We start from the raw sequence: 16,926 nt of genomic DNA, 5'->3' as shown, positions 1-16,926 counted from the left end.
AGGTCCCGCGCCGTTCGACCTCCCAGCGCGACCCCGTACCTCGCGCCGCATCACCGCCGAGTACGGCGCCCGTCCCCCTCGCGAGGCGCCGGCCGTGGCCCCCCTTCGAGGTCGGCCAAGAGCGACAGCGCCAGGTCCTCCAGCCGGCGATAGCCCGTCGAGGACGCCTGGTCCAGCGCTTGACGGGCGTACTGGAGCGCGCGGTCGTGCATGCCCAGGCCGGCATGCGCGCGGGCGAGGCCGAGCAGCGGCCTGACCTGCAGACGCCGCATGCCTGCCGTGACGGCGTAGGTGAGCGCTTGCTGGTGGGCGTCCAGGGCCTCGCCGTGATGTCCGGTCATCGCCCGGACGGTGCCGAGCACGTGCATGGCGCTGCACATGGCATAGACGTGGCGCGCTCCTTCCGCACGCTCACCGGCCAGGAGCGCAGCCTCAAGGGCGAGGTCGAGACGGCCGCGGTCGCGGTGGATCTCCGCCAGCGTGGCCAGGCTCTTGGACTCGGGCACGTGCAGGTCGCGTGCGCGGTCGTGGCGGAGTGCCTCGGTGGCGAGGGCCAGTGCCTCGTCCAGGTCTCCGCTGAGGCGCCGGACGGTGGCGAGCTCGTTGAGGGAGTGGCTCAGCTCGCTGTCGCGCAGGTTGCGGTGGAGGGCGAGGGCGTCACGCAGGTGTCGTTCCGCTGCCTCCAGGTCGCCGTATTCCAGGTGTACGGCGCCCAGGTTGCCCGTGGCGCGGGCCTCGCCGTAGGTGTCGCCGATCTGACGGTTGAGCTCCACGGACCTGACGAGATGGTCGATGGCCTGGCCCAGCTCGCCCTGGTCGTGGCAGGCGGCGGCGGCGTTGTTGTGCGTGGCGGCCGCGCCGGCGGACCAGTCCGCGCGCTCGCTGTGCCGGACGGCCAGCTCGCAGGCGGCTCGGGCGGTGGAATAGGCGGCGCGGCACAGGGCGGCCGTGCCCGCACTGAGATGCGCCGCCGCCAGGCCGAGCGGGTCGTCCTCGACGGTGGCCGCGTGCACCGCGGCGTCGGAGACCGCCACGATGTCGGCCAGGCTGGTGGCGGTGTGGTGGACGAAGTGGCCGCGCAGGGCGTCGGCGATCAGCCAGGCATGCCGCCTGGGCCCGCTGATCGGAGGCCGGCGGGCGGCGGGGGTGAGCGAGGCGGCGTCGGCGGCGTGCAGGGCGAAGGCGACGAGGTTGGCCTGTTCGGCGCTGAGCCAGGCCATCGCCTCGGCGCGGGGCCTGAGCCCGGAGGTGACGGGGAGCGGCAGGCGGGTGATCGAGGGATAGGCGCTCTCGGCCGCCGCGACGGCCTCGGCCAGGTACCAGTCGCCGAGGCGTTCGAGGGCCTGGACGCCGGTCGCGGGGGCGTCGTCGCGGAGCGTCAGCTCTCCGGCGTACTGGCGGAGCAGGTCGTGGCAGGTGTACCGGTACGGCCGGTGCTCCTCGATCAAATGCGCGGCGGCGAGGCGGTCCAGGAGCTGTTCGGCCTCGGCGGTCCCGACGTCGGCCAGGCAGGCGGCGGCCGGCGCGGTGATGTCCGGCCCTCGGACCAGCCCCAGCAGCCTGAACAGGCGCCGCTCCGCCTCGGGCAGTCCCGCGTACGACAGCTCGAACGCCGCCCGGACCGCCACGTCGCCGTCGATCCGCAGCAGGTCCAGCCCTCGCGCGGACAGCGCGGCGGCGTACTCGCCCAGCGACCTGCGCGGGCGCGTCGCCAGCGTGGCGGCGGCCACGCGCAGGGCCAGCGGGAGGCGGCCGCACAGCCGGACGATCTGCTCGGCCGCGTCCGGCTCGGCGGACAGCCGCTGATCTCCGACCATGGAGGCCAGCAGCCGGACGCTGTTGTCCCGGTCGAGCACGCCGAGCGACAGATCTCGGGCGCCGTGCGAGACGGCCAGCCCGGCGAGCGCGTTGCGGCTGGTGACGAGGACCAGGCAGCCGGGAGCGCCGGGTAACAGGGGGCGTACCTGCTCGGCCGTGCGCGCGTCGTCGAGCAGCACCAGCATCCGCCGGCCCGACAGACGTGAGCGGTACAGGGAGGCCGCCGCCTCCTGCTCTTCGGGGATGCGCTCGGGGGGCACCCCCAGCGAGCCGAGCATCCGGACGAGTGCCTCCATCGGCGGCATGGGCGGCCGGGGCGCGTGCCCGCGCAGGTCGACGTAGAGCTGGCCGTCGGGGAACTCCTCGGCCACGAGATGGCTGAACCGTACGGCCAGGGCGGTCTTGCCCGCGCCGGCCGCGCCGGTGACGGTCGTGACGGACGGGGTGCCCGCGGCGCAGGCGTGCCGGCGCAGCAGGGCCAGATCGCGTTCGCGTCCCACGAAGCCGGTCACGTCGGCGGGCAGTTCGGCGGGCGCCTGCCTGGCTTCGTCGCGTCCGCGGAAGGGTTCGAGGTCGAGGTCGGGGGCGTCGGCGAGGATGGCCGCTTCCAGCCGGCGCAGCTCGGGCCCGGGGTCGAGGCCGAGTTCGTCCGCCAGCAGGGCTCGCCCCTGCCGGTACACCTCCAGCGCGTCGGACCGCCGCCCGGAGCCGTGCAACGCCGTCATGAGCAGCCCCCGCAGGCGCTCTCTCAGCGGATGTTCGGCGAGCAGCTCCGACAGCTCGCCGACCACGTCGCGGTGGCGGCCGAGGGCGAGGTCGAGTTCGGCCCGCTCTTCGAGGACGGCCAGGCGCAGTTCCTCCCATCGCCCGGCGAAGGCCGCCAGCTCCTCCAGTTCCAGTTCGCCGAGCACCGGGCCGCGCCACAGAGCCAGGGCCTGGCCCAGGAGGTCGGCGGCCTCGGCCTGCCGTCCCGCCTGAGCCGCCTGCCGGCCCCGTTCGATGCGCTGCTCCGCGAGCTGGGTGTCCACCAGGCCGCCGGCCAGCCGATAGCCGGACCCTTCGGTCCTGATGATCTCCGACTCGGCGCCCGCCCTGCGTAAGGCCTTGCGTAAGGCCGCCACCGCGATCATGACCTGGTTGCGTACGGTCGCCGGCGGGTCATGGCCCCAGGCGGTGGCCAGCCGGTCGATGCTGAGCACCTGACCGTGGCCGGCCGCCAGCATGGCCAGCACCTGCCGGGCCCGCGAACCGCCCAGCCGCACCGGCCGCTCGCCGGCCGTCGCCTCGACCCGGCCCAGAATGTTGAACCGTACGTGGTCTGCCCCCATGTGATCACGATAGCGAGGGCGGTCGCCACCCGTCGTCCGCGCGTTGGGCGAGCAGGCCCAGCGGGGTACGGCTGCGAGCGGTGACAGCGCCAATGGCCGCCACCCTGGTCGGGGTGGCGGCCATCGCGGTGGTGGGGGTCAGCGGGGCCGGTGGGCGAGCTCGGTCGTGGAGGCTCTCTGCTCGTGCAGAGGTTCCGGACCCGAAGCAGGGTTCACTTGACGTCGATCCAGTCGTAGGTGCCGCTTGAGAGCGTCGGCAGCGACACCCACCCGCTTTCAGCTCCGTAGACGCTCATCCCACTGCTCCCCACCGTGTTGGCGTTCTGGCTCCACCCCCGGACGGTGAAGGTCCTGATCTTGCTTGCCGGGCCAGTGCAGTTGACGGAGAACCCCCTGATACCCCCACCGCGGACAGTGAGAACCTGCTTGTAACAGCTCAGGTCAGAGGCAATCTGGACGGTAGTGGCGGAGGCCGGCCCCGCAGGGACAGCGATGAATCCGCTCACCGCTACGAGCCCGATGATGAATGCGCGGCGCGTTGCCGTCGTAGGTCGCATGCGGCACACCGTAGGACGCGGCCCTATGGATCGGCTTTGGATTCGCTATGGCCACAGGTCCAGGCGGCTGATGAACCGAGCCTTCACTTATCCGCTCGGTGGGCCGCCCCTGTCACGACCTGGGACCGTCCAGGCAACAAAGCGAGGAGAACTCATGCTCAAGAGGTTCATCCCGGCAGCCGTCGCCGCTCTGGCTGGGCTGGCGCTCGCGTCACCGGCGAGCGCGGCGAGCCTTCCCTCGTTACACGAGCTACTGCATCCACTTCAACACCCAGACCGGCTATTACATTGACCACGGAAGCGCCGGGCTCATCGACGCCATAGGACAGAACATCGATCTGGTGAACAAGGGTTGGGGAGGAGAATGCTGAGGCAAATCAACTCTGACCTGAGCCGTTGTCAGACAGTATTGCCAAGGTCGACGCGGTCCCATCTGATCAGGAGAATCAGATGGGACGCCGTCGCTCCGGGCGGTTCCGAACCTGGCTCCGGGTTCGGGTCAAGGGCCGCCATTCCGACCCGGCGACAGGGCTTGGAGGAGAACTTCGAGCAGCGGAGGCCGACGGCCACGATCCCACCTGCACCGAACTCGGGGACGCCTCCGGCTTGTCATCCTGGTCGGCGGGTGGTCTGGAGCCGGTTCACCGCCTCGACGACGGGTGCCGCGCCGTCCTCTGCCGAGACCTGGGCCGCGAGGGCTTGGGCCCGCTGGCGGTATGCCGGGTCGGTGACTGCGGTGGTGAGCGCGGCGGCCAGCCGTGCGGGCGTCAGACGGCGAAACGGGACGGCGGCCGGGGCCACGCCGAGTGCCGTCAGCCTGGACGCCCAGAACGGCTGGTCGTTCATGACCGGCACGGCCACGGTGGGCACCCCTGCCCGCACCCCGCTCGCAGCGGTACCGGCGCCGCAGTGGTGGGCGACGGCAGCCAGCTGGGGGAACAGCCAGTCGTGCGGCACGTCGCCGATCGCCAGCACATCGTCGGAGATGTGTGCCCGCAGGCCGGTCTGCAACACGCCGCGCAACCCGGCCCGCCGCAGTGCCTGCGCAGCCAGCTCGGTGTACTGCTCGGCCCGCGCGCCGGCCAGGCTGCCGAAGCCGACGAAGACCGGCGTGGGTCCTGATGCCAGGAAGTCGCGCAGCACGGGTTCCGGCTGCCATCCCCGCGGCCGGGGCGGCCACCAGTAGCCGGTGATCTCCAGCCCTGGCCGCCAGTCGGCCGGGCGCGGCAGCACCAGCGGGCTGATCCCGTGGAAGACCGGCCAGCGCGTGCTCTCCCGGTGCCGGTAGAGGGCGCGCGGGGTCATCGGGGGCAGTCCCAGCCGGGAACGCATCTTCGTGCCCAACCCGGCCAGCAGCGGACCGGCGGCGGGCGACTCGAACGCGAGCCGGGCCGCCCTGCGGTTCCCCCACCGTCCGAGCGACCGCTGGAACAGGCTCATGACCGGCGGAAAGTCCCCTGTGGGGTCGACCGGCTGCAGGTGCACCCCCATGCTCGGCACGCCCATCGCCTCGGCGACGTGGTAGCCGGGCGCGCCCGCGACACCGAGCAGGAGCAGGTCGGCCTCCTGTCCGGCGAGCCCGGCCAGGCCTTCCACGAGCTGCTCGCCGTATTCCTTGAAGGCGCTGATGGACAAGCGGCCGGTCAGCGCGCGGAGCGGGTCTCCGGGAAGCGGGACGCACCCCAGGCCCGCCTCGGTCGCCAGCTCTGCGTACGGCTCGTGCGCGGCGATCACCACCTCGTGTCCGGCCTCGCGTAACCGCATCCCCAGCCCCGCGTACGGCGCCACGTCCCCACGCGTGCCGACTCCGACGATCAGAACCCGCATCTGGATCCCCCTGTCGTCCGCTTTTGTCATACAGTCGCACGATAAACGGGGAACGAGAGCTTTTACCATGCGGTCGCATGAGAAAGTGGCGGGAGATGCCGAAGATCGTCGACCACGACGCCCGGCGGCGGCACATCGCCGAGGCCGTGCACCGCGTCATCCACGACAGGGGCATGGAGAGCGTCAGCCTGAGGGAGGTCGCCGCCGAGGCCGGCATGTCCATGGGGGCGGTGCAGTACTACGTCACGACGAAGGACCAGATGCTGCTGCTGGCGCTGGAACGCATCGGGATCTGGATCGGGGACCGGGTGACGGCGGTGGCCGCGCGCCAGTCCACGCCGCTGGAGGTGCTGCGAGCGACCGTGCTGGAGCTGTTGCCACTGGATGAGGAGCGCAGCTACCTCAACCGCATCGGGCAGGCGTTCCAGGCGAGCTCGGTGGTGTCGGAGAACCAGGCGGCCGCGATGCGGACGGGGTATTCGTCCCTGCTGTCCTTCCTCGCCGAACAGATCAGGGCCGCCCAGACCGCTGGGCAACTCGCCGCCCACCTGGACGCCGGCAAGGAAGCGAGCATCCTGTACGCCTTCGCGCAGGGCATCGTGAACGCCACCCTGGTCGGGCACTACACGCCCAAGGAGGTCGCGGCGTTGCTCGACCACCACCTGGCGCGACTCCGCGCGGAGTGATCGCCGTAGCGGCTCGAACGCGCTGATCACTCGGCCTCCGTGCCGATGACGCCGCCGCCGAGGGCGGCGGGGGACGCGGCGTCGGGGATGAGAATCCGCGGGGTGCCGGTGCCGTCGGCGGGGACCGTCCAGACGTCGGCGTGCTCCCGTCCCCGGGGGAGGGCGTAGGCGATGGTCCGCTGGTCGATCCAGGCGGCCTGGTCGTCCACGCTGCGGGTCTCGGCGAGCGGGGTGACCCGGCGGGTGGCCAGGTCCAGCACCGACAGGCGCCAGCCACGGGCCGGATCACCGCCGAGCGCGGACTTGAAGGCGATCCGGGTGCCGTCCGGAGAGAGCGAGGGGCACTCGACGTTGTCCGTCAGGGCCCGCAGGCGGTGGCTGTCGAGGTCGCCGAGCACCAGGTAGCGGTGCCCGGCGGTGGACATCGTCGCGTAGAAGCGGCGGTCGTCGGAGGTGAAGGTGACGCCCCAGAAGTTGAGGTCCCTGGCCCGGTACGGCCTTCCGTCCACGGTGACCGGCCAGTCCTCCAGGGTGGGGATCAGCTCCTGGGTACGGGTGTCGAGGATGCCGACGCGGGTGGAGAAGCGGCCGCCGTTGTAGGAGTCGCCGGTGACGAAGACCGTCCAGGTCACCAGCCGGCCGCTGGGCGAGACCCTGGCCCTGTTGGGCACGCCGACCAGGGGGATCTCCCTGACCGTCCGGAGCCGCGCGTCCAGGACCGCGAGCTGGTACGTCGTCAGCCCGGGGTCCGCGCGCAGGCACAGCCCGGTGCCGCCGGCCGCGTACAGCCTGGCGCACGACAAGGCGGAGACCGCGCGCGCTCCGGCGGGGTCGCCGGCCGCGACGGACAGCAGCCGGCCGGAGCTGCCGGCGGTGGTGCTGAGCGCCACCAGCCGCGGCCCGGGGACGAGCGAGACGCTGTCCGCGGCCCCGGCCTGCGAGGACGTGCCGGCCGCTCTGGCGATCACGATGGACACGGCTGCCAGGACGGCGAGCCCGGCGATGCCGGCGGCCAGGAGCCGTCCGCGGCCGGTCACGGCGCGTTCTCCACGGTCGTGCGGCGGCCCGTCAGGAGGGCGGCCGTGGCGGTGGCGGCCACGGCGGCGGCGATCGCCGCGGCCCCGGTCGCCGCGGTGCTGCCCCAGTTCGTCCAGGCGAGCCCGAAGGCGAGGGAGGAGGCGAGGTAGGCCAGGGCCTGCGCGGTCTGTACGCAGGCCAGCCCGGTGGTGCGCAGGTCCGTGGGCAGGAGCGGGCCGGCCAGCGCCATCAGCACGCCGTCGGTGGCGGCGTAGAAGGCGCCGTAGCAGCAGAGCGCGGCCACCGTCACGAGGACGGCCGGCAGGGCGCTGCACAGCAGCAGGTAGACGGCCAGGAGCGCGGCGTACCCGGCCAGCAGGACCGTGCGGCGGCCGTACCGGTCGGCCAGCGCGCCGAAGGGGGCGGCCAGGAGCAGGTAGACGAGGTTGGTGCCCACCGCCAGGAGCGGGAACCAGCCGGTCGGCATGGACTGGCGGGCCATCAGGAGCAGGTAGACGAAGCCGTCGCCGATGGTGGCCAGTCCCAGCAGGCCGGCGGCGTAGAGCAGCCTGCGGACCCCGGCGGCCCGCAGCAGGCCGCCGGCGGCGCGGAGGGTGACGGGGAAGGCCGCGGGCCGCCTGTCACGGCGGTCGCGGGCGAAGGCGGCCAGGACCAGCAACCCGGCGACGGCGACGCAGAAGCTGGTCAGGAACAGCGCGTCGAACGCGGCCGGGGTGGCCGCCCCGACGGCCGCCAGGACGCCGAGCGCGGCCAGCGGCCCCGCGAACGCGCCCATGCTGTCCATCGCCCGGTGGATGCCGAAGGCCCGGCCGAGCAGCGGCTCGGGGACCGACAGGGTGATGAGCGCGTCGCGCGGCGCGGTACGCAGCCCCTTTCCCGCCCGGTCGGCGACGATGACGGCGCCGAGCGCGGGCATCGAGGCGCCGGCGGCCAGCAGGCCCAGCTTGGCCAGGGCGGAGATGCCGTACCCGGCGGCGGCGACGGCCTTGCGCCTGCGCAGGCGGTCGGCGACGTAGCCGCCGGCCAGCCGCAGCAGGGCCGTCGCGCCGGTGTGGAGGCCGTCCATCAGGCCGTAGGCGGCGGGGCTGAGGTGCAGGGTGAGCACGAAGTAGAGCGGGAGGACGGCGGTGACCATCTCGGCGGAGACGTCGGTGAGCAGGCTCACCGCTCCCAGCACGACGACGTTGACGCCGATGGCGCGCAGGCCCCGGCCCGCGCGGCCCCGGGGTGGCCGGTCGATGGTGGACAGGTACACGGGCTGGTTCGCCTCCTCGGTGGCGGTGGGGAAAGGCCCCCGCCGGGCGGGCGGCGGGGGCCTGCTCAGGTCAGCCCTGGGTGATGGACAGGTCGTCGATCTGGGCTTCGAAGAGGCTGGCGGTGCCGGTGTCGGCGGCCTCGATCGACAGCCGTACCGTGGCGCCGGCGTAGGCGGACAGGTCGGCGGTGGCGCTCTGCCAGGCCCCCGCCGTCTCGCCGGCGGCGCCGGTCCGTTCGATCAGGGTGGGACCGCCCGCGACGCCGATCCGCAGGTGGTCGTCGGCGCCGGCCGCCGCGCCCGTGGTCAGAGCGTGGGTGCCGGAGGCCGCGGTCAGCTGCTTGATCTGATTGCTGTACGTGGAGGTGGTCTGCTGCGGCACGCCGCGCTCGAACGTCCCCGCGGTCGCCGTGTCGGTCCCGGACGTGTTGACCTGCCAGCCCTGGTCGGACTCGAAGTCGTCGGAGAAGACCGTGGTCCCGGGGGCGGAGGTCGTCCAGGCGTCGGTGACGGGAGACTTGCCGGCCGCGTTGCCGAGCGCGGGCAGGCCGTACATGTCCTCGATGGTGCGCAGCACGTTGTAGTGGTTGATCTGGGTGGTGGACTGGTAACCGGCCTTGACGTGGGCTCCGGCGAAGACGGTGTAGATCTGGTTGACGGAGGTGAAGTTGTCCTCGTCGAAGGTGGCGATGAGCAGGCTGTTGTGCGTCTTGGCCCACTGGACGTACCCGTCGAGCCTGCTCTTGGTCCAGGAGTCGCCGGTGCCGACCGAGCAGTCGTGCATGTCGTTGCACATGTCGGGGATGACGAACGAGACCGTCGGCAGCATGCTGTAGTCGCTGGGGAAGGCGGAGTACGCCACGTGGTACGCGGAGCCGCTCACCGTGGGGAAGTCCGCCCAGGGGGCGTGCTTGCGCCGGTACCTGCCGCTGCTGCAGCCGGTGTACCCGGCGCTGGGCAGGCCCTCGGAGTAGGCCCTGAACGTGCGCCCGGCGCTCAGGAGCTGCTGGCCGAGGTTGCCGCCGCTCAGCGTCTTGGGGCAGTCGTCGTTGGTGACGCCCTGCTGGGAGCCGGAGAACAGCGCGATGTAGTTCGGCTGGCTGGGGTGGGTGACGCCGAAGGAGCTGGTGAACAGCGTTCCCTGCGAGGCCAGGGAGTTGAGGTAGGAGGCCGAGGAGCCGCCCTTGATGGTCGAGTAGTTCTTGTTCTCGAACATGACGATGACCACGTGGTCGAACTGCGGGACGGCCGCGGCAGTGGTTGCGGCAGTGGTTGCGGCAGTGGGCACGGCGGCGGGCACGGCGGCGTCCGCCGGGGGTGGTGCGGCGAGCGCGAGCGCGGCCAGGAGCGCCAGAGCGGGCACGCGGGCTGGGACGGCGATGCGGGAGTGCATCGTTGGACCTCCTTGCAGGGGGGTCGCCGTGGGTGGCGTCGGCGGGAGGACGGGATGGTCCGGACGAGGGCGCATGACACCTCTGGGAGGGGAACGGGGGGCGTGTCGAGTCCGGTGTACTCCCGTCCGCCGCCGGGTGGTGGCGACCCGTCGCCAGTGGCCGGAATGGGCACGGCGGTCCCTCGGCGGACCGGCCACCGCCGGCGCGGAAGTGGGTCCTGCGTGATCGAACCCCTGCATGACAGGATTTGCCCGGCCACGTCAAACCGGACGTGAAGGGATCCTCATGAGCGACGACGACCTGCTCGCGCACCTGCGCCGCCTCGGGATGGCAGCGCAGGAGGCCGAGGTCTACCTGGCCATGCTGCACACCGGCCGGACCACCGCCGCGGACCTGGCCGAGCATCTGGGCTGGCAGCCCGGCGAGGCCGAGCGCTCCCTCGGCCGCCTGGTCGACCTGGGCCTGGCCGCCGCCGGCGGCCCCGGACGGCCGGAGGCCACGGCCGTGGAGCCCACCATCGCGCTGGACCACCTGTCCCACGCCAGGTCGGCGGAACTTCTGCAGGCGCGCACCGCGGCGGTCAACGCCTACCGTCACTACCGGCGTTCGGTGCGCCCCCAGGCCACCGACGATCTCGTCGAGGTGGTGACCGGGCCGCGCATCGTCGAGCGGATCCAGCACATCGAGGGCACGGTGGAGTCGCAGGTGCTGCGCTTCGACTCGCCGCCGTACCACGTCCGCGTGGGGGCCAATCCCACCGAGGTGCACAACCTGGAGCGCGGCGTGGAGTACCGGGTCGTCTACTCCAAGTCCGCGGTGGAGAACGGCCTCTACTACGCCGTCAACATCCGGCCCTGCATCGCGGCGGGCGAGCATGCACGGGTGCTGCCGACCGTCCCGGTCAAGCTCACCGTCTTCGACCGGCGGGTGGCGATCGTCTCGATGTCGTTCGTCGAGGCGGAGGTCAACGACTCGCTGCTGGTGGTGCGTCCCTCCAGCCTGCTGTCGGCGCTGGCCGGGCTCTTCGAGACCTCGTGGCGCTCGGCGTTCCCGATGCATCTGAGCGACCGGGTCCCGGCCGCGTTACGGCCGATGCACGTACGGATCCTGGAACTGCTCGGGACCGGGATCACCGACGACACCATCGCGCAGCTGCTGGGCATCAGCCGTCGCACCCTGTCCCGCAACCTGGAGCAGCTCAACCAGCGCGCCGGCACCGTCACCCGCTTCCAGCTCGCCCTGTACGCGGCCCGCCAGGGCTGGATCTGACCCGCCCGTCGAACGCACGGTTCCTGCCCGGCTCTGGAGAGATCTCCGGTTCAGGTCAGGGGCCGGAAGAAGGCGCGGAGCTGGTCTGCCAGGTAGTCCGGTTCCTCGTGGGCCATGAAGTGTCCGCCGCGGTCGGGGCGGGCGAAATGTCGCAGGTTGGGAAAGGCACGTTCGGCCAGGCTGCGGGGGAAGCCTGCCATCAGGGGTTCGTGGCTCAGGGTGATCGCGGTCGGCACGGTGATCGGTGGGCGGGGCCCGGTGTGCGGATGGTCGTAGTAGGGACGGAAGGAGGAACCGATGCTGCCGGTGGCCCAGTAGAGGGTGGCCACGGTGAGCAAGTCGTCGGCCTCCCACCGGGCCGTGAGGTCGCCCCCGCAGTCGCTCCAGTCGCGGTACTTGTCGGCGATCCAGGCCAACAGCCCTGCCGGTGAGTCCGTCAGCGCCGCGGCGATGGTGTCCGGGCGGGTTGCCATGATCGCGCTGTAGCCGCCGTCCTGGGCGTCGTAGGCCTGTTCGGCCTCCAGGTAGATCCGCTCGTCCGGGTTCACGGCCGAGGAGTCGATGCCGGCGGTGAGGCTGCCGGAGGTCAAGTGGATCCCGACCACGCCGGCCGGGAACAGGGCGCCGAGCCATTGGGTGACGCTGCCGCCGATGTCCCCGCCGAACGCGCCGTAGCGCTGGTAACCGAGGGTGGTGGTCATCAGGTGCTGCCAGGTCTCGGCGACCCGACGACCGGTGAAAGGCCCGTGGGGTGTTTCGGAGTACCCGAAACCCGGCAGTGAGGGGATGACCACGTCGAAGTCGGCGGCCAGCCGGTCGGCCAGTGCCAGCATCTCCACGAAGCAGCTCGGCCACCCATGGGTGAGCACCAGCGGCAACGCGCCGCGTCGCGGAGACCTGACGTGGACGAAATGCACCCGCCGGCCGTCGATGTCGGCCAGGTGGTGCGAGTACTTGTTCAGCCCGGCTTCGACCCTGCGCCAGTCGAAGCCGTCCGCCCAGTGCTCCACCAGGGCACGCAGGTCCGTGGGGTCGGCGCCCGCGGTCCATCGCGTGCGGTCCGAGGCTGGGGTGAACCGGGTACGCGACAGGCGTACTCGCAGGTCAGCGAGCACGTGCTCCGGTACGTCGATGTGAAAGGGTCGCATGCTCCGGCAATCGTCAGGTGGTCGGTGAGCTACGTCTGTCGAGCGACCTGATTCTGTCAGCGCTTCACGACCCGAGCCATCAGCTCACCCGCGGCAACCGGCTTGACCTCCGTATATGTGCGCGTCCCGGTGAGGCTTCGCCCCTCAGGACTTGACAAGAATATACATGTACATGCAACATCTACTTGCACGTACAAAGTATGCACATACAAGGAGATGTCATGAAGCGTGAGCGCGTGAGCACCACCCCCGACTGGTACGAGCCCTATGCGATCTCGCAGGCGATCAAGGTGAACGGGTTGGTGTTCGCCTCCGGCCAGGCCGGCTTCGACGAGAACGGCGTCACCGTCAGCGACGACTTCGAGGCCCAGGCCCGGCAGGCGTTCGCCAACCTCGACCGGGTGCTGAAGGAAGCGGGATCCAGCCTCGCCGACGCGGTCAAGGTGACCATTCTCGTCACCGACCTGGAGCCCAACCTGGACACCATCATCAGGCTGCGCAGGGAGTTCTTCGCGGAGCCCTACCCCGCCGACACCCTGATCCAGGTCTCCCGGCTGGCCCAGGCCGACTGGCAGATCGAGGTCGACGCGACCGCAGTGGCGCGTTCATGAGGATCCAGATCTGGTCCGACTACGTCTGCCCGTTCTGCCTGCTGGCCAAGGGGCCGATCCAGGAGGCCGTCGCCGGACGTGACGTCGAGGTCGAGTGGATGCCGTTCGAGCTGCGCCCCGAACCCGTTCCGACGCTGGAACCCGAGGGCGCCTACCTCCAGGACATCTGGAAGCGGACGATCTACCCGATGGCGGAGCGGATGGGCGTCGACATCCACCTGCCGGACGTCTCGCCCCAGCCGTACACACGGCTGGCCTTCGAGGGCTACCAGTACGCCAGGGAGCACGGCGACGCCGAGTCCTACAACGACCGGCTGCTGCGGGCGTTCTTCGAGGACGGCCTCGACATCGGCGACCTGGACGTGCTCACGGACCTGGCCGCCGGGCTGGGCCTCGACGCGGCGGAGTTCCGCGCCGCCCTCCTCGACGGCCGCTACGGCGAGACGCACCGGGCCGCGCTCCGGCAGGCGCACGAACTGCGGATCCGCTCGGTCCCGACGATCATCATCGACGGCGCCCACCGGATCGAGGGCGTCCCCCGGGCCGGCGCGCTCCGCGAGGTCCTCGACAAGCTCGCCGAGCCCGTGCAGACCTCATGCGGCGTGGAGGGCTGCTGAGGGAGGGGGCGGAACGCGCACGCCTCCGCGCCGCCGTGCGCGTTCCGCAACAGACCTTCGACGCATCAAGGGAGTACATCCATGACGAACCACCACACGCTGCGGCCCGTCCGGGTCGGCGGTCTCGCCCTGCCCAACCGGTTTGCCGTCGCGCCGATGACCCGGGTGTCCGCCGCCCCCGACGGCACGCCGACCCACGAGATGGCCGAATACTACGAGCGGTACGCGGAGGGCGGATTCGGGCTGGTGATCACGGAAGGCACCTATACCGACACCGTCAACAGTCAGGGTTACCTCAATCAGCCGGGCATCGTCTCCGCCACCCACGTGTCGGCCTGGCGTGAGATCACCGGCAAGGTGCGGGCCGCCGGGAGCCGTATCGTGCTCCAGCTCATGCACGCCGGCGCGCTGTCGCAGGGGAACCCGTATCGCGCCGACACGGTCGGGCCGTCCGCCGTGCGGCCGCGTGCGGAGATGTTGCCCGAGTACGGCGGGTCCGGAACCTGGCCCACGCCCCGGGAGATGACCGGCGCCGACATCGAGGCGGCGATCGGCGGCTTCGTGGCCTCGGCCGTCCGGGCTCGGGAGGCCGGCTTCGACGGGGTCGAACTTCATGGAGCCAACGGCTACCTGCTGGACCAGTTCCTCACCGACTACACCAACCGCCGCGCCGACTCCTACGGCGACCCGGTCGCGAACCGGATCCGGCTGACGGCCGAGGTGGTGGCCGCGATCCGGGCCGAGCTCGGCGCCGACTTCTGCGTCGGCGTGCGGCTGTCGCAGGGCAAGGTCAACGACTTCGGCCACCGCTGGCCTGGCGGCGCGGCCGACGCGCGGATCATCTTCGCCGCGCTGGCGGCGGCGGGTGCCACGTACCTGCACATCGCCAGCGAGGGACGCGACTGGATCGAGACCGCCCGGCTGGACGGCGGCGTCACGATCACGAGTCTGGCTCGCCAGGTGAGCGGTCTTCCGGTCATCGCCAACGGCGGCATGCACGATCTCTCGCAGGCGGCCCAGGTTCTGTCCGGCGGCCATGCCGACCTGCTGTCCATCGGCCGGGGCGCGCTGGCCAACCCCGATCTCCCCCGTCGCGTGTCGCGGAGCCTGCCGCTGGAGACGTACGACCGTCGCATCCTGGAACCCATGGCGACGCTGAGCAACGCGCGACAGCGGCTCCAGGGCGTGCGCCGCGTGCGTCATCCCGCCTAGGATCGCCGCTGCGCCGCCCGGTTCATCCCGCAGTGGTCAGGGCCCGGCCACCTCTTGGGCGGTCGTGGCGTTGTGGCGCTGGTAGTGGCGCGCGGCCCGGGCGCGGTTGCCGCATGACGGCTTGCACCACTCCTGCCGCCCATGGCTCTTGACGAAGTAGCGTACGCAGCGCGGCGCGTTGCAGGCCCGCAACTGCTCACGCTGCGGACCGCTCAGGAACTCGATGGCGGCTCGCGCCAGCGCCGCGATCAACTGGACGCCCGCATCGCGCTCGGTCGACAACACTTCCGTACGGGGTGTTCCGCTCGCTGGCCAGTCGAGTTGCGGGACGATCGCCTCACGGGCGGCAGCGGCGTTGAGGTGCGCCAGCGCCTGCTCGACCGGCATCAGCCGGTGGGCGTCGGCCCGGCTCGGAGGCGCCGGGCTGACCGCATGCGCGAACAGCGCCCGCACGGCCCGGCGGAGCCCGACGATCTCGCTCCTGAGCTCCTCCCCCACCGTGAGCTCCGCTACGTCGGCGCGGCCGGCCAGCAGCTCGGCCTGCTGATGGATCCAGCGGGTCGCGCTCTGCGCCGTCGCCAGGTCGTCGGCGACACCGCCGTCGCCGTCGTGGCGGATCGTGCTCGCCAGTTCCAGTGCCGGCCAGCGCTCCACTCCAACCTCCCGGTTGCTCACGTCCTCTTCCGTACTCTATGGTCCCTAACGCTAAATCCCATTTAACCATTAGACAGCTTGGGGATCGCACGATGACGTTGCTCCTGGCCCAGATCAGCGACCTGCACCTGGACGGCACCGACCGGGCGACCCGGCGCGCCACCCAGGTCATGGACCACCTCAGGGCGCTGCCCCGCCCGGTCGACGCCCTGCTGGTCACCGGTGACATCGCCGATCACGGCGCGGAGGCCGAGTACGAGCAGGCCGCCCAGCTCCTGGCCGCCCCCTTCCCGGTGCTCACCTGCCCCGGCAACCACGACGTCCGCCCGGCCTACCGCAAGGCGCTGCTGCGACGGCCACCCGCGCCCGGCCCCGTCAACCAGGTGCACCACGTCGGCGGCACCGCCATCCTGATGTGCGACTCCACCATTCCCGGGCGCGACGAGGGCCGGCTCGACGCCGAAACCCTCGCCTGGATGCACGCCACCCTCGACGGGCTCGCGCCGGACACGCCCGCGCTGATCGCCTTCCATCAGCCGCCCGTCGTCCTCCACCACCCGTTGCCCGACTCCGGGCGGCTGGAGGCGCCCGGCGACCTGGCCGCGCTGCTCGACGCGCATCCGCAGGTCGTCGCCGTGCTCACCGGCCACGCTCACACCGCGGCCGCTTCCACGTTCGCCGGTCGTCCCCTGATCGTCGCGCCGGCCGTCACCTGGACCCTGCGCCTGCCGTGGGAGGGCGACCGGCCCGCCGACCGCGATCAACCGCCCGGGCTCGCCTTCCACGTCCTGGACGACGACCACCGCCTCACCACCCACTTCCGCGTCGTGCTCCAGGCATGACCCACACGTACGCGGTCACCGCGTTCCTCCTGGCGATCCTGCCCGTCATCGCCACTCCGGGCGCCAGCCTGACCCTGCTCGTCCAGCACGTCACGGCCGGTGGTCACCGGCAGGCCCTCCCGATCATCCTCGGCACGGTCAGCGGCCTGTACGCCCACGCGACCCTGGCCATCGCCGGGCTGTCGGCCCTGGTCATGCACTCCAGCCAGGCCTTCACCGTCGTCAAGCTCCTCGGGGCGGCCTACCTCATCGGCCTCGGCCTGTGGACCTGGCGTTCCTCCACCCTGCCCCCGCCTCCCGAGCTCACGGATCGGCCGGGACGTACCGGCTCCGTCTACACCCAGGCGCTGCTGGCGAACGTGCTCAACCCCAAGGCGGCCTCCATCTACCTGACCCTGGTCCCCCAGTTCGTCGTGCCCGGCCGTCCCCTCAACGGGCAGATCCTCACCCTGGCCACCGCCCACGCCCTGCTGATGGCGGTGTGGCTGCTGACCTGGACGGTCCTGGTCCGCCGAGGGGCGCACCTCCTGCACAGGGCCCGCTTCAAGCGCGCGGTCGCCAGGGTGACGGCGGTGGTGCTCGTCGTCCTCGGTGTCCGGGCCGCCACGACGTAGGCGCTGTCACGGTCGGCGGTCCGCCGGCACGTACGTGGTCCGGCGGCGGAACGTCA

The 16,926-nt window shown here is 71.8% G+C and carries 15 protein-coding genes; 7 read left to right on the top strand and 8 right to left on the bottom strand.

The window, feature by feature from the left end; genetic code table 11:
- Positions 1-50 precede the first annotated feature (50 nt).
- From ACIBK9_RS18590 to ACIBK9_RS18580, 3 genes are all read right to left on the bottom strand, one after another.
- Complete coding sequence (locus ACIBK9_RS18590) at positions 51-3,146, bottom strand: BTAD domain-containing putative transcriptional regulator (protein ID WP_397159552.1); 3,096 nt, start codon at positions 3,144-3,146, stop codon at positions 51-53.
- Between the two features lie 212 nt (positions 3,147-3,358).
- Positions 3,359-3,703 (bottom strand): hypothetical protein, encoded by a 345-nt coding sequence (locus ACIBK9_RS18585; RefSeq protein ID WP_397159550.1) that lies wholly within the window; start codon positions 3,701-3,703, stop codon positions 3,359-3,361.
- Between the two features lie 609 nt (positions 3,704-4,312).
- Positions 4,313-5,530, bottom strand: coding sequence for a glycosyltransferase (locus ACIBK9_RS18580; protein ID WP_397159548.1), 1,218 nt, complete (start codon positions 5,528-5,530; stop codon positions 4,313-4,315).
- Between the two features lie 77 nt (positions 5,531-5,607).
- Between ACIBK9_RS18580 and ACIBK9_RS18575 the strand changes: the two genes are divergently transcribed.
- Complete coding sequence (locus ACIBK9_RS18575) at positions 5,608-6,216, top strand: TetR/AcrR family transcriptional regulator (RefSeq protein ID WP_397159546.1); 609 nt, start codon at positions 5,608-5,610, stop codon at positions 6,214-6,216.
- 26 nt (positions 6,217-6,242) lie between these two features.
- On the opposite strand, the gene ACIBK9_RS18570 is transcribed toward ACIBK9_RS18575, so the two are convergent.
- The 3 genes from ACIBK9_RS18570 to ACIBK9_RS18560 form a co-directional block, all read right to left on the bottom strand.
- The gene (locus ACIBK9_RS18570) at positions 6,243-7,253 is read right to left on the bottom strand and encodes a TolB family protein (protein WP_397159544.1); all 1,011 of its coding nucleotides are present in this window, start codon (positions 7,251-7,253) and stop codon (positions 6,243-6,245) included.
- Complete coding sequence (locus tag ACIBK9_RS18565; RefSeq protein ID WP_397159542.1) at positions 7,250-8,509, bottom strand: MFS transporter; 1,260 nt, start codon at positions 8,507-8,509, stop codon at positions 7,250-7,252. Before ACIBK9_RS18565 ends, ACIBK9_RS18570 begins: the two co-directional genes overlap by 4 nt.
- 70 nt (positions 8,510-8,579) lie before the next feature.
- A complete protein-coding gene (locus ACIBK9_RS18560; RefSeq protein ID WP_397159540.1) occupies positions 8,580-9,902 on the bottom strand; it encodes an alkaline phosphatase family protein in 1,323 nt (440 codons plus the stop codon).
- 286 nt (positions 9,903-10,188) lie between these two features.
- Between ACIBK9_RS18560 and ACIBK9_RS18555 the strand changes: the two genes are divergently transcribed.
- Entirely contained in the window at positions 10,189-11,172 is a 984-nt protein-coding gene (locus ACIBK9_RS18555; RefSeq protein WP_387675798.1) for a helix-turn-helix domain-containing protein, read from the top strand.
- Between the two features lie 50 nt (positions 11,173-11,222).
- Here the strand turns inward: ACIBK9_RS18555 and ACIBK9_RS18550 are convergent, their stop codons facing one another.
- Complete coding sequence (locus ACIBK9_RS18550; RefSeq protein WP_397159537.1) at positions 11,223-12,320, bottom strand: epoxide hydrolase family protein; 1,098 nt, start codon at positions 12,318-12,320, stop codon at positions 11,223-11,225.
- 221 nt (positions 12,321-12,541) lie between these two features.
- On the opposite strand from ACIBK9_RS18550, the gene ACIBK9_RS18545 reads away from it, so the two are divergent.
- The 3 genes from ACIBK9_RS18545 (at position 12,542) to ACIBK9_RS18535 (ending at position 14,760) form a co-directional block, all read left to right on the top strand.
- Positions 12,542-12,931 carry a RidA family protein gene (locus tag ACIBK9_RS18545; protein ID WP_397159535.1) on the top strand — a complete coding sequence of 130 codons (390 nt, stop codon included), beginning with the start codon at positions 12,542-12,544 and terminating at the stop codon, positions 12,929-12,931.
- The gene (locus ACIBK9_RS18540; RefSeq protein WP_397159533.1) at positions 12,928-13,548 is read left to right on the top strand and encodes a DsbA family protein; all 621 of its coding nucleotides are present in this window, start codon (positions 12,928-12,930) and stop codon (positions 13,546-13,548) included. The genes ACIBK9_RS18545 and ACIBK9_RS18540 overlap by 4 nt, the downstream gene beginning before the upstream one ends.
- 81 nt (positions 13,549-13,629) lie before the next feature.
- Positions 13,630-14,760: a tRNA-dihydrouridine synthase gene (locus ACIBK9_RS18535; protein WP_397159531.1), complete on the top strand. Its 1,131-nt coding sequence runs from the start codon at positions 13,630-13,632 to the stop codon at positions 14,758-14,760.
- A gap of 36 nt (positions 14,761-14,796) precedes the next feature.
- Here ACIBK9_RS18535 and ACIBK9_RS18530 read toward each other — a convergent pair whose 3' ends face one another.
- A complete protein-coding gene (locus ACIBK9_RS18530; RefSeq protein ID WP_397159529.1) occupies positions 14,797-15,435 on the bottom strand; it encodes a CGNR zinc finger domain-containing protein in 639 nt (212 codons plus the stop codon).
- A 71-nt stretch (positions 15,436-15,506) separates the two neighbouring features.
- Between ACIBK9_RS18530 and ACIBK9_RS18525 the strand changes: the two genes are divergently transcribed.
- Together ACIBK9_RS18525 and ACIBK9_RS18520 are read left to right on the top strand one after the other, a co-directional pair.
- Positions 15,507-16,256 carry a metallophosphoesterase gene (locus tag ACIBK9_RS18525; protein ID WP_397159527.1) on the top strand — a complete coding sequence of 250 codons (750 nt, stop codon included), beginning with the start codon at positions 15,507-15,509 and terminating at the stop codon, positions 16,254-16,256.
- Positions 16,253-16,870 (top strand): LysE family translocator, encoded by a 618-nt coding sequence (locus ACIBK9_RS18520; RefSeq protein WP_397159525.1) that lies wholly within the window; start codon positions 16,253-16,255, stop codon positions 16,868-16,870. The genes ACIBK9_RS18525 and ACIBK9_RS18520 overlap by 4 nt, the downstream gene beginning before the upstream one ends.
- Positions 16,871-16,926: the final 56 nt, after the last annotated feature.

It is taken from the genome of Nonomuraea sp. NPDC050227, from assembly GCF_044459705.1.
Taxonomy (GTDB): Bacteria; Actinomycetota; Actinomycetes; order Streptosporangiales; family Streptosporangiaceae; genus Nonomuraea.
The sequence above is the reverse complement of the archived record's forward strand: the minus strand, read 5'-3'. Positions and strand labels throughout refer to the sequence as shown.

What these genes read in the sequence shown, in the direction of transcription:
- ACIBK9_RS18545 (WP_397159535.1), top strand. Translation starts at nt 12,542, where the DNA reads ATGAAGCGTGAGCGCGTGAGCACCACCCCCGACTGGTACGAGCCCTAT.
- ACIBK9_RS18555 (WP_387675798.1), top strand. Translation starts at nt 10,189, where the DNA reads ATGAGCGACGACGACCTGCTCGCGCACCTGCGCCGCCTCGGGATGGCA.
- ACIBK9_RS18560 (WP_397159540.1), bottom strand. Translation starts at nt 9,902, where the DNA reads ATGCACTCCCGCATCGCCGTCCCAGCCCGCGTGCCCGCTCTGGCGCTC.
- ACIBK9_RS18575 (WP_397159546.1), top strand. Translation starts at nt 5,608, where the DNA reads ATGAGAAAGTGGCGGGAGATGCCGAAGATCGTCGACCACGACGCCCGG.
- ACIBK9_RS18525 (WP_397159527.1), top strand. Translation starts at nt 15,507, where the DNA reads ATGACGTTGCTCCTGGCCCAGATCAGCGACCTGCACCTGGACGGCACC.
- ACIBK9_RS18520 (WP_397159525.1), top strand. Translation starts at nt 16,253, where the DNA reads ATGACCCACACGTACGCGGTCACCGCGTTCCTCCTGGCGATCCTGCCC.
- ACIBK9_RS18535 (WP_397159531.1), top strand. Translation starts at nt 13,630, where the DNA reads ATGACGAACCACCACACGCTGCGGCCCGTCCGGGTCGGCGGTCTCGCC.
- ACIBK9_RS18580 (WP_397159548.1), bottom strand. Translation starts at nt 5,530, where the DNA reads ATGCGGGTTCTGATCGTCGGAGTCGGCACGCGTGGGGACGTGGCGCCG.
- ACIBK9_RS18590 (WP_397159552.1), bottom strand. Translation starts at nt 3,146, where the DNA reads ATGGGGGCAGACCACGTACGGTTCAACATTCTGGGCCGGGTCGAGGCG.
- ACIBK9_RS18540 (WP_397159533.1), top strand. Translation starts at nt 12,928, where the DNA reads ATGAGGATCCAGATCTGGTCCGACTACGTCTGCCCGTTCTGCCTGCTG.
- ACIBK9_RS18550 (WP_397159537.1), bottom strand. Translation starts at nt 12,320, where the DNA reads ATGCGACCCTTTCACATCGACGTACCGGAGCACGTGCTCGCTGACCTG.
- ACIBK9_RS18585 (WP_397159550.1), bottom strand. Translation starts at nt 3,703, where the DNA reads ATGCGACCTACGACGGCAACGCGCCGCGCATTCATCATCGGGCTCGTA.